General features: G+C 41.2%; 9 protein-coding genes and 1 riboswitch. Of the genes, 3 read left to right on the top strand and 6 right to left on the bottom strand.

Annotated features, from left to right (window positions below):
• Nucleotides 1-180 precede the first annotated feature (180 nt).
• Complete coding sequence (locus tag ACWJAF_RS05430; protein ID WP_448862706.1) at nucleotides 181-2,439, bottom strand: glycogen/starch/alpha-glucan phosphorylase; 2,259 nt, start codon at nucleotides 2,437-2,439, stop codon at nucleotides 181-183.
• 323 nt (nucleotides 2,440-2,762) lie between these two features.
• Between ACWJAF_RS05430 and ACWJAF_RS05425 the strand changes: the two genes are divergently transcribed.
• Entirely contained in the window at nucleotides 2,763-3,632 is an 870-nt protein-coding gene (locus ACWJAF_RS05425; RefSeq protein ID WP_448862704.1) for an AraC family transcriptional regulator, read from the top strand.
• A 156-nt stretch (nucleotides 3,633-3,788) separates the two neighbouring features.
• Here ACWJAF_RS05425 and ACWJAF_RS05420 read toward each other — a convergent pair whose 3' ends face one another.
• Nucleotides 3,789-5,597 carry a Na/Pi cotransporter family protein gene (locus ACWJAF_RS05420; RefSeq protein ID WP_448862702.1) on the bottom strand — a complete coding sequence of 603 codons (1,809 nt, stop codon included), beginning with the start codon at nucleotides 5,595-5,597 and terminating at the stop codon, nucleotides 3,789-3,791.
• A gap of 291 nt (nucleotides 5,598-5,888) precedes the next feature.
• On the opposite strand from ACWJAF_RS05420, the gene ACWJAF_RS05415 reads away from it, so the two are divergent.
• Nucleotides 5,889-7,310 (top strand): DUF512 domain-containing protein, encoded by a 1,422-nt coding sequence (locus ACWJAF_RS05415; RefSeq protein WP_448862701.1) that lies wholly within the window; start codon nucleotides 5,889-5,891, stop codon nucleotides 7,308-7,310.
• 154 nt (nucleotides 7,311-7,464) lie between these two features.
• On the opposite strand, the gene ACWJAF_RS05410 is transcribed toward ACWJAF_RS05415, so the two are convergent.
• A complete protein-coding gene (locus tag ACWJAF_RS05410; protein WP_448862699.1) occupies nucleotides 7,465-8,355 on the bottom strand; it encodes a cation diffusion facilitator family transporter in 891 nt (296 codons plus the stop codon).
• Between the two features lie 125 nt (nucleotides 8,356-8,480).
• Nucleotides 8,481-8,606, bottom strand: a riboswitch (NiCo riboswitch).
• Between the two features lie 244 nt (nucleotides 8,607-8,850).
• Nucleotides 8,851-8,943: a putative holin-like toxin gene (locus tag ACWJAF_RS05405; protein ID WP_319017348.1), complete on the bottom strand. Its 93-nt coding sequence runs from the start codon at nucleotides 8,941-8,943 to the stop codon at nucleotides 8,851-8,853.
• A gap of 427 nt (nucleotides 8,944-9,370) precedes the next feature.
• Here ACWJAF_RS05405 and ACWJAF_RS05400 point away from each other — a divergent pair, with 427 nt between their 5' ends.
• Entirely contained in the window at nucleotides 9,371-10,042 is a 672-nt protein-coding gene (locus tag ACWJAF_RS05400) for a hypothetical protein (RefSeq protein WP_448862697.1), read from the top strand.
• On the opposite strand, the gene ACWJAF_RS05395 is transcribed toward ACWJAF_RS05400, so the two are convergent.
• Together ACWJAF_RS05395 and ACWJAF_RS05390 are read right to left on the bottom strand one after the other, a co-directional pair.
• On the bottom strand, nucleotides 10,037-10,735 hold the full coding sequence (locus ACWJAF_RS05395; RefSeq protein ID WP_296032001.1) for a P-II family nitrogen regulator: 699 nt from the start codon (nucleotides 10,733-10,735) through the stop codon (nucleotides 10,037-10,039). The two genes, ACWJAF_RS05400 and ACWJAF_RS05395, sit on opposite strands and share 6 nt — an antisense overlap.
• Before the next feature lie 10 nt (nucleotides 10,736-10,745).
• Nucleotides 10,746-12,266, bottom strand: a complete 1,521-nt coding sequence (locus ACWJAF_RS05390) for a DUF1538 domain-containing protein (protein WP_296032003.1) — start codon at nucleotides 12,264-12,266, stop codon at nucleotides 10,746-10,748.
• Between the last annotated feature and the right edge of the window lie 42 nt (nucleotides 12,267-12,308).

Genomic DNA, 12,308 nt, shown 5'->3' with positions numbered 1-12,308 from the left:
TATGTGTTACTATAATAACGAAGTGGCATATCGTAAAGAAAAGCCTCATTCATTATTCTCTCAAAAAAAGGATGCACGTCCATGCATCCTTTTTTACGTTCTTATATATTTTTTCTACAGTTTCGCAAGGAACTGCATAGAGCAGCTCCTTACATTCATTCCTTTTTCTATTCACAACTTTTATACATGCCAGATATCTCTGTTATACTCTGCGATCGTACGGTCTGATGAGAAGAATCCTGCTTTTGCGATATTGACAATCATCTTCTTAGCCCATGTCATACGGTCTTCATAGTCTGCGAATACTCTTTCCTTAGTCTGTACATATTCTTTAACATCCAGAAGTGTCATGAACCAGTCTTTCTTGATCAGCTCTGCGTGGATCTCAAGAAGTGTACGTACATCTCCGATCTTAAGCATCTCAGGGCTGATGATGAAGTCTACCCATCTGCGGATATCCTCGTCATTGATATAATAATCTGCAGCCACATAGTCGGCCTTTGCATAGTGCTCGATAACCTGATCACTGCTTTCTCCGAAGATGTAGATATTCTCATCACCAACAAGCTGGTGGATCTCTACGTTTGCTCCGTCTTCTGTTCCCAGTGTTACCGCACCGTTTAACATGAACTTCATGTTACCTGTTCCACTTGCTTCTTTGGAAGCCAGTGAGATCTGCTCTGATACTTCACATGCCGGAATCAGTTTTTCCGCCATTGTTACATTGTAATTTTCTACCATGACAACCTGCAGATACGGTGAAACTTCCGGGTCATTCTTGATCAGTTCCTGCAGACACAGGATTACATGGATGATATCTTTTGCAATGATGTATGCAGGTGCTGCTTTTGCACCGAAGATCATTGTGATTGGTCTCTTTGGTTTATTTCCTGCCTTGATGTCCAGATATTTGTAGATGATATACAGGACATTCATCTGCTGTCTCTTATACTCATGGAGACGTTTGATCTGGATATCGAAGATTGCATTGTCGTTCAATACGACTCCTGATTCTTTTTCCAGATATTCCTTTAATGCTGTCTTATTCTGCTGTTTTACATCCAGGAGTTCCTTAAGTGCTTCTCCGTTATCAATCTGGGCAAGAAGTCCTTCCAGTTTTGCTGCATCTTTACGGAATTCGCCCACTCCGTATTTATCCATCCACTCTACGAGTTTCTTATCACAGTGCATTAACCATCTTCTGAAAGTGATACCGTTTGTCTTATTATTGAATTTTTCCGGATAAATGTCATAGAACGGCTTTAATTCTACATCTTTTAAAATCTCTGTGTGAAGGGCGGCTACACCATTTACACTAAATCCATAATGCATATCCATTCTTGCCATGTGTACACGGTTCCACTCATCAATAATCTGTACGTCTTTGTTGTCGTATTTTGCTGCTACTCTTGCTGCCAGTTCACGGATAATTGGCATTAAGTGTGGAACAACTGCCTCAAGATAATCAACCGGCCACTTTTCCAGTGCTTCTGCAAGGATTGTATGGTTGGTATATGCGCATGTATTTGTCACGATCTCAACCGCCTTATCCATAGAGATTCCTCTTGCTGTCAGAAGACGGATCAGCTCAGGGATTACCATTGATGGATGTGTATCATTGATCTGGATGACTACGTGCTTGTCAAGGTCTTCCAGCGGGTATCCTTTTTCTTCACATTCTTTTAAGATGAACTGTGCCCCGTTACTTACCATGAAGTACTGCTGATAGATACGGAGCAGTTCTCCCTGCTTGTCACTGTCATCCGGATATAAGAACAGTGTCAGGTTCTCACGGATGTTGTTTTTGTCAAATGAGATGCCATCGCCTACGATATTCTCATTTACAGATTCGATATCAAACAGGTGAAGTTTGTTTGTTCCATTTTCATATCCTGTTACATCAATATCATATAATTTTGAATGCAGGCTGAAATCTTTGAACGGTACGTCGAATCCGATTCCTGTCTCTGTCAGCCAGCTTGTATTCTGAATCCATGGATTTGGAGTTTCTTTCTGTTTATGGTTTTCAAATACCTGTTTGAACAGTCCAAGGTGATAATTAAGTCCGATACCATCGCCTTCCAGACCAAGTGTTGCGATAGAATCTAAGAAGCATGCTGCCAGTCTTCCAAGTCCTCCGTTACCAAGTGACGGTTCTGGTTCTACTTCTTCGATCTCACAGATGTCTTTTCCATTTGCTGCCAGAAGTTCTCTTACTTCTTCATAGACACCTAAGTTGATCAGGTTGTTCGATAACAGTTTTCCAATCAGGAACTCTGCTGATATATAATAAACTTTTCTTCCGTTTTCTGAAATATTTCTTCCTTTGTCTGCTGCGGCTTCTTTTACTGTACTAAGAAGTGCTGCGTAGATCTCCTCGTTAGACGCATCTTTGATTGATTTACCAAGTAACTGCTGTAACTTTTCTGAGAAATTCATATTGTACCTCCTGCATATGTGCTGTTTCATATAACCGGAATCTGTTTTGATTCCATGCTTCTTATCCGGACTGTCTTGCTCTTCTTTTCTTCTCTGGCACTCCGTAAGTTCTTTATCAATTTTCTTTACACTGATATTATAGCTACATTCTATCTCTTTTCTCTTGCATCATAATAGTAAAAAGTAATACAATACTATCAAATATTTGACTTTTATGAAATCAGTCAGCTATTCACAGTTCCTTTGCTGCCTGATTTGTAAAAAAACTGATGAACCATTATTTTAACCTTTATCTCTCCACAGAAAGGATGTATCAAAATATCATGAATACACTTACCTACGAGAACCTGCACGAAACAAAAAAACACGTCAGCATCCAGTTTCCTTATAATACTTATCTGTGCTCGATTCCTCTGGATTTCACACAGGTTCCTCTTCACTGGCATAATGACGTGGAGATTATTGTGATAAAAAAAGGATGCGGTATCATTTCCGTTGACACCGAACCCAAAGTTGTGAAAGCCGGTGATATTATCCTGGTACGCCCCGGCCAGCTTCACTCTATCGCACAGCACGGAAAAGACCGTATGGAATATGAAAATATCCTGTTCCAGACAAGCCTTCTGTATTCTGATGATTCTGATCCCTGTACGGTTGGATATTTTCATCCTTATTTTTCACTGGAATATGAACTTCCGTGGCTTTTTGATGATTCATTTTCCTGCCATCAGGAGCTTTCTTCCTGCATTGAGACCATCGACCAGCTCTGCAGCAGGAAGCCGCATTATTATGAATTGTCTGTAAAGGGACATCTGTTTCACTTTTTCTATCTCCTGTTCTCAAGTCAGGGGGCACCGGTTACATTTAACCGCAGCAAATCTCTGGAGAAGGTCAAGCAGATCGTTTCTTATATTGAGTTGCATTACGCCGAAGAGATCACAATTCAAATTGCCGCAGATTACATGGGGTTTTCCGAATCTCATTTTATGAAATTCTTCAAACAGCATCTGCATACAACCTTTACCAGCTATCTGAATGGTTACCGGCTTACAATTGCAGCCAGGCTTTTACTTACCGAAGATGACAGTATCCTTTCTATCTCGGAACGCACGGGATTTAATAACCTGTCTTATTTTAACCGGTTATTTAAAAAAGAATATCAGATGTCTCCAAGAGAATACCGGAACCGCTAATCCGGCTCCGGCAGGTTCTCTTTCATACTTGAGTATAAAAAAACGTGAACCAAAAGCTTCTGCTTACCAGGTTCACGTTTTTTATTCATATGATATGTTTTCAGGAATCATTCCTGCAATCTTCCCAATACCGGACACTTGTATTTATCCAGATTTTTACTCAACCTCTTCCGGTTCCATACTTCTCATATGTTCCCCGTCTTTTTTGATCTCATATTTCTGATTATATTCATTCAGATAAGTCTTATATTCAGCGCTGTCAGAAGGATATACCTTCGAATCATGGATATGTGTATCCATATTCTCTTTATCACTGTTCATAAGTGCAACCATCGCACTTGCACAGTGCGCTGCAATACGGTTAAAGCTGTTCAGGATATCTGTAAATACTGTTCCTTCTTCCAGACCACATCCACCACTACTCATACGTTCCACATGACGCATCTTCAGTTCATCACACAGTGTTGTAATGACCATACCAAGCGGTGCTACTCTCTGTGCCATCTCTTTATCGTTCTCAAGGAATGCCTTACATGTAAGATTGATCTCCTCACGTACCGCTTCCATGACAACATTCAGTTCATCCCATGCATCCTCTGAGAACTGTGTCTTATTCTCATGCATATCACTGGACATATATGCAATATAAGAAGCATGATCTCCGATACGTTCAAAGTCATTGATCGTATGCAGATAAAGTGAAACCTGTCTTGTCTGTGCTGTATTCATCTCATGCTTTGTCAGCTTGATCAGATAATCACCAAGACGGCTTTCATACTTATCGATCAGGTCTTCCTTTTTCTGAACCTTGTCGAACTTACTCTGCTGGTACTCATTCAGAAGATTCATTGCACGGTTAACATTCTTACGAAGCTTCTTCGCCATGCCGCTCATTGCTCTGTGACACTGTCCGATCGCAAGTGCAGGATACGCAAGAAGACGCTCTTCCAGAAGATCAAAGTCTGCTTCATCTTCCAGTTCTTCTGCGCTGTCTTTTACCAGCCAGCATACCAGCTTCTCAAGTTTATTAATAAACGGGAACAGAACACATACCGTTACCAGACGGAACACGGTGTTCAACAGGGCAATCGATACCGGCGACATAATATTGTCCAGAAAATCAAAATGGACAAATGCATTGATCGTATAAAATCCGATCGACCAGATCAACATTCCAAAGGTATCATTTAATAAATACACAAGTGCGGTTCTCTTACCATTCTTATTTGCTCCGATTGCTGAGACCAGTACCGGACAGGATGCTCCCACACCGATACCAAGAATAATCGGAAATGCGCTGGAAAATGTAAGGATTCCTGTTACCGACAAAGCCTGCAATACACCAACGGTAGCAGATGCGCTCTGCAGTACGGCTGTAAACGCAATACCTACTAAGATACCTGCGATTGGATTCGAGAACATCGTCAGCATATCAATAAATACTTTACTCTCTCTTAATGGTGTAACCGCACCACTCATTGTCTGCATGCCTGTCATCAGAATTGCAAAACCAAGCATGATATTACCGATGTTCTTGTGTGTCGTTCTTTTACAGATCATCCGCATGATCGTACCGATCACTGCCACGACAGCCGCTATCGTTGCCGAAGATAAAACCTTCGCAATACCATTTGATCCGTCAATATAGGAAAGACATAAGATCCATCCGGTGATACTGGTACCGATATTGGCTCCCATGATGATACCGATCGCCTGTTTCAGCTTCATCATACCAGAGTTAACAAAACCGATGACCATAACTGTTGTTGCGGAAGATGACTGAATGACACTGGTCACTCCTGTTCCAAGTGCTACTCCTTTGAGCGGTGTGTTTGTCATTTTGTAAAGGAATGCTTCCAGTTTATTACCGGCAACTTGTTTCAGCCCATCTCCCATAAGGGACATTCCGAACAGAAACAAAGCGACTCCACTTAACAATGACAATACCATAGAAAATATTTCCATAATTTTCTCCTTTGTTGTCAGCTTATTTTACGCTTACTTAACATTCTTTTAAAATATTCTTAATCTTTTCTTTTTTATTATGTCACGTTAAACGTTTGATTACAATCGTATATTTGTCAGAAATCACATTTTTTCACACCACGTAGAAAAATGATTCCCGTCAATTCCTATTTTTTCATCAATTTATCCAAAAATTACGTTCTGATTTTATCATTCTTACCTTGCACTCAGCCTGAGAATAAGCTATCATTTTGTCTATATGGGTAAATGTTTATACGGAGGAATATATTTGTGAAAAAAAAAGAACAGGAACACCTGATACAGACAGTCTATCCGGGGTCTATTGCTGAAGAACTGGAAATTGAACCCGGTGATGTACTGTTAAAAATAAACGGACAGAAAATTGAGGATGTCTTTGACTATCGTTATCTGATGAAAGATGAATATGTCGAAGTCCTGATCCGCAAGCCTTCCGGGGAAGAATGGCTTTTGGAAATTGATAAAGATTACGACGATGAACTTGGAGTTGAATTCGAGAATGGACTGATGAGTGAATACCGCTCCTGCAGCAATAAATGTATGTTCTGCTTCATCGACCAGATGCCTCCCGGCATGCGTGAGACTCTGTATTTTAAGGATGATGATTCCCGCCTTTCATTTCTGCAGGGAAATTATATCACCATGACAAATATGAAGCAGGCAGATATTGACCGTATCATCCATATGCAGCTCGCACCGATCAACATTTCTGTACAGACAACCAATCCGGAGCTCCGCTGTAAGATGCTGCATAACCGGTTTGCAGGAGAAAAGTTGAAATTTCTCCAGGATCTGTATGAAGCACATATTGAGATGAACGGACAGATCGTATTATGTAAAGGCGTAAATGACAAAGATGAATTAAAACGTTCTATAGAGGATCTTTCCCGCTATCTTCCTTTTATGCGAAGTGTATCCGTTGTACCTGCCGGGCTTACCAAATACCGGGAAGGACTCTACCCACTGGAACTCTTTACAAAAGAAGAAGCCGGTGAAGTCATTGATATGATTGAAAGTTATCAGCCAAAATTCTATGACGAATATGGTCTGCACTTCATACAGGCAAGTGATGAATGGTATATTCTTGCCGAACGTGATTTTCCGGAAGAAGAACGCTATGATGGATATATCCAGTTAGAAAACGGGGTTGGCATGATGCGCCTTTTAAAGACAGAATTCCAGGATGCACTGGATACTCTTATAAAAAGTGATGAATATGAAACATGGAAAGCTGAGACAAAGCGTACACTGACCATAGCTACCGGAAAACTTGCTTACAGTACGCTCGCCGGATTTGCCGATGAGATTATGAAAGCATTTCCGAATATAAAGATCAACGTCTTCGCCATCCGCAATGATTTCTTTGGGGAGACGGTTACCGTATCCGGACTGATTACCGGACAGGACCTCAAAAAACAGCTTCTGGAAAAGAAAGCATCCGGTATCGATCTTGGTGATACGCTTCTGATTACATGTAATATGTTGCGAAGCGGGGAACAGGTCTTTCTGGATGACATAACCGTACAAGAACTGGAAGAAGCATTGGATATGAAGCTTGTCGCTGTCGAAAACCAGGGACAGGATCTGATCGAAGCGATGCTGAATCATCATTATACAATGAACCGTGAGAATGATTCGGATAGTTTTGTGTATGTGCGGGGGTATGATTCGTAAAAAACAATCATTTTCAGAACTCACCACTTGGAAAACATATGAAAAAGAACAGTAAATACTGTAATTTCTCGTATTTACTGCTCTTTTTTATTTATCCACAACGCATCTCATTTTCAGAAATGTTATCCACGCCGGTTCTTCTTTTTTCCTCATTTTAAGCCGGATTCACATGGATCATGATGTGCTTTGTATTAGCAAATTCCTTTTCTACATTATCATGTACCGTCTCTGCGATTGCATGTGCATCTTTCAAAGAAAGCGTACCATCTACCGCAATCTCCGCATCAATATATACTTTATTACCAAACATTCTTGTTCTTAAAAGATCCAGACGCACAACCCCTTTCGTCTTCCGGATGTAATCTGCAATCTTTTCTTCGTATTCTTCACTGCAGGATGTATCCAGCATCTTATCCAGCGCATCTTTGAAAATATCAAATGCAACTTTTAATATGAAGATACAGATGATCACACTTGCCAGTGGATCAAGTACCGGAAATCCCAGCATGGCTCCCCCGATACCGATCAGAGAACCTACAGAAGAAAATGCATCCGATCTGTGATGCCATGCATCTGCCATAAATGCAGCGGAATCCAGAATCTTCGCATAATGTCTGGTATACCAGAACATAGCTTCTTTTGTAAGGATTGACACGATAGCTGCCGCCAGTGCGATCACTCCCGGCGCTTTCAAGTGACTGTAATCACCGGCTATGATCGTCTTCACACCACTCATTCCAATACCAATACCCGTTGCAAGAAGAATGACTGCAAGCACCATCGATGCTACACATTCCAGTCTGTCGTGACCGTATGGATGTTCGTTATCCGCCGATTTCTTAGATAATTTTACCCCGAGAAATGCAATGAATGTGGCAAACACATCCGATAATGAATGAACCGCATCGGATATCATGGCTCCCGAATGCCCGATAATTCCTGCCAGTAGTTTGAACGCTGTCAGAATAACATTTCCAAGAATTCCCACGGTTGATAAATGATTAATCATTTTCTGTTCATTTAATTGTTGTTTTTGACTTGTCATAAGATAACCTCCATTTTTAATAATGTCATGTCTCCTATGGCACCTGAGGTGAGACTACTGTTCCTCAGTATTCTATTTGCAAGACTGCTTTTTTGCAAAAAAATACACCTGTGGAACTTTCTACTTACTGTCCCACAGATGTATGATATATCGTCTCATCTGCTGCCGATAATCGACCGGCCCGGCATGCACATCATTTTTCCGATATTATTCTTGTAAAAAATGAATGTAGCCTGATCAGTTTGTACTGTTATCCCTTATCCGTATTGGATATATTCAGTGCAAAGAGATTTTATATATAATATTCGATTTTAGCGAAAAAGTCAACTGCTTTTTCAGGTTTTCATTTCAGTAAAAAATAATAATTTTCTGATCTGCTTGAATCTATTTATCAGATATGCTATATTTAAGACACAAGAGGGAAACCGCAAGCGGCTACCCGGGTATAATTGTTAACTATTTATATAGTCGTCAACTATTCGCAGTAGTTGGCGGCTATCTTCGTTTTCCCTTGAAAATCTCATAACAAAGACTTACAAGGGCAACAATGAATATACAAAACTGAATCATGTCAGAATATGTAACCATTGCATCGCCCTCCTTTCTTTATAGTTTCATCTAGTCCTGTAGCGTTTTCAGATTATTTATATCCTCTTAAGTTCTTCTTAAGATTTTTCCAATTTCTTTAAGGAATTTAACATACTTTAGACATATTTGTTTTTTATAATAAACTCAGATAGTTGAGAGAGACAAATTCAACTATCTCCCCCCTCATAAAGTAGCACACCGGGAATCCGGTGCAACACTTTACTCTCATTCCTTTAGATAACTATAACGACAACGAACGCCACAGGCCGAAAGGTTTGTGGCGTTCGTCGTTTCTTTTTTCTTTCGCAAAATATGATGCTTGTTTAACGGTTATATGATATAATAAATTATCAACAACCCCCTTATATAACTTATCATTTTCTCTCGTTCCACAAAAAGAATGTTTCAAAAGAAAGCGGTGGTTACTATGAAAGGCAAATATCTTTTTACAAGTTTCATTATAATTTCACTTATCACGATAGTCTCAGCCTCTTGTGGCAGTTCCAAAACTGACAAAACCTCACAGGAAACGCCGGTAAATTACACCGGTGAAAATATCAATCAGCTTCTGACCTATACCGTTCCAGATGGATACCATATCGATACAGATAATTGTACAGATAAAAACGAAGCTTCATACACAATTATTTTATCCTCTGATGACTTAGATGAAGAAGTATTTACTCTTGAGATTATCTCTTATAAAAAGCAAGGTGTAGCAATCACTGACGATTGCGACATTGATATGGACTACCTGTTAAATGTTTCCAAGGATTCTGTGATTAAAAAGATAACCTTAAACGACACATTTACAGTAGATGGGCATACCTGCAATGAAGTTACAGTGTACTGGCCATATGATCCGGTTGAAGAATTCATCTCTCCATCCCAGAATCCTGTATCATATCTTTTACATGCCCTCGGATTCAAAAAGGAACAAAAAACGATTGCTTTTGAACAGGCATATATTCAAAATGGTGATTATATTATCGGAGTAGGCGTCCGATGTTTCAATGCAGTGCAAGATATTGAAAATGATGTATTAAAAAAAGATTTGTATAAAATACTGAATTCCATAAAATTTTCAGGCAACCTATAACAAATCATCCTGAATATCTTCCTCCAGCATTCGTATCCCCGCAACACTGGTCACCGGCAGCGAGAACACTATCGTACGTTCTTTGCTGTCGAGACCGGCCTGCTCCATGATTGCTTTCATGATCTGGTTCTTCTCTCTGCTCTTCGTTACGATCAGGATGACTTCTTTTTCTTCCACCAATGACACCCCTAGATATTTCTTTGCAAGCTCCATTCCGGTTCCTTTGGCGTGGATCACAGTCCCTCCGCCGGCTTTTGCTGCTCTTGCCGCATCCATGACTGTATCGATATATCCCTGATTCGCGATTGCTACCAGAAGTTCATAATCTGTATCTTTCATCGCTGTCTCCTCCTCTTTTTCAAATTCCTGTTCATTTACAAGAAACTGCAGTGGCTTTCTTCCGCCCACGCTGCTAAGCGGCACGATGAACGATACCCCCGTCCCCGGTACATCGATCAGCATCTTCGTGATCAGTCCCCGGCGCAGCTTTTTCCACGTCTCTCCTGTAACGATTGCAAGAAATAATAACTTTTCTGATTCTTCCAGACCGAAATAATCCAGTACTTCACTCTGTGCCGTCCCTCTTCCGGTCGTTTCCAGGAATACTGGAAGTCCGTACTCTTTAAAAAATGTCCGGAAGTCTTTTCGTTTATTTCTGTTTGTGATGGTCACCATCATATATACCTTGCTCATGAATTCTCCCTTACAACTCTATGATATCCGCATCCCCATATGCCTCCAACGGCAGTACTTTGACCGGCTCTGCGAGCATCTCTTCTTTGTCTTTCTTATGCTCCTGATACTGATACACCACACCCAGGATCTGTATCGTGATAAGCGGTGTCATTGCTACCATTGCCACGACTCCGAATGCATCGGTCACTACATTTCCGCCAACTGCTTCACAAGCTCCCTGTGCAAACGGAAGTAAGAAAGTTGCTGTCATCGGTCCGGATGCAACACCACCTGAGTCAAATGCGATCGCCGTAAATATCTTCGGCACGAATAATGTCAGGATCAGTGCCAGTGCATATCCCGGCACCAGAAACCACAGGATTGAAATACCTGTCAGCACACGTATCATCGCAAGTCCAAGGGAAAATGCAACGCCAAGTGACAGACTGAGTCCCATAGCTTTTCCCGGTATCGCTCCGGATGTCAGTTCTTCCACCTGCTCCATCAGCACATATACCGCCGGCTCTGCCTTTACGATAAAGTAACCGATCAGCATACCGATCGGGATGATCACCCAGCGGTAAGGAAGCCCTGCGATCACCTGTCCCAGATAATTACCTACCGGCATAAATCCTACATTTACCCCTGTCAGGAATAATACCAGTCCAATGTATGTATACAGGATACCGACTAAAATCTTAATCAGCGTCTTCTTTTTCAGTTTCAGGGACACTACCTGAAAGAATGCAAAGAACAGAATGATCGGAAGCAGTGAACCACCGATTTCTTTCATATAATGTGGGATTCCGGACTCGAATAATTTCCATAATGCTACAGATGTCTCTGCATCCGGTATCACAGTCTCGGAATAACTGCCGCCCTGTGGATGATAGATAATACCAAGAAGCAATACCGCAAGCACCGGACCGATCGAGCACAACGATACCAGACCAAAGCTGTCCGTCTCCGCATATTTATCACTACGCACCGCAGAGAATCCGATTCCCAGTGCCATGATGAACGGCACCGTCATCGGTCCGGTTGTCACACCACCCGAATCAAATGCAATCGCCAGAAAATCCTTCGATACAAAAAAAGTCAGGATGAACACCACCGGATAAAAGATCAGCAGCATATAGGACAGCGGTTTTGAAAATAACATACGCAATACAGCGGCCACCAGAAAAATTCCGACTCCCACGGCAACCGCCAGGATCAGTGTCATATTTGATACCGAAGGTACCTGTCCGGCCAGCACTTGCAGATCCGGTTCCGATATTGTGATGATAAATCCAAGTATAAAACACAACCCGATGATCACCGGCAGCCTTTTCGACTGTGCGATCCGGGTTCCGATCCGCTCTCCCATCGGCGTCATCGACATCTCTGCCCCCAGTGTAAAGAACATCATTCCTACTATCAGAAGAATTGCTCCAATAATAAAAGCCATCAGAATGCCCGGCGGCACCGGTGCGATCGTAAAGCTTAAAATCAATACGATCACAATGATCGGCACCACCGCTTCCAATGACTCTTTTAATTTCTCCATTAATTTTGTCCAATATAATTTCAATAACTATCCATGCCTTTC

It is taken from the genome of Dorea sp., from assembly GCF_977044405.1.
Note: the sequence above shows the minus strand (reverse complement) of the source record. Positions and strands in the feature narration are given on the sequence as shown.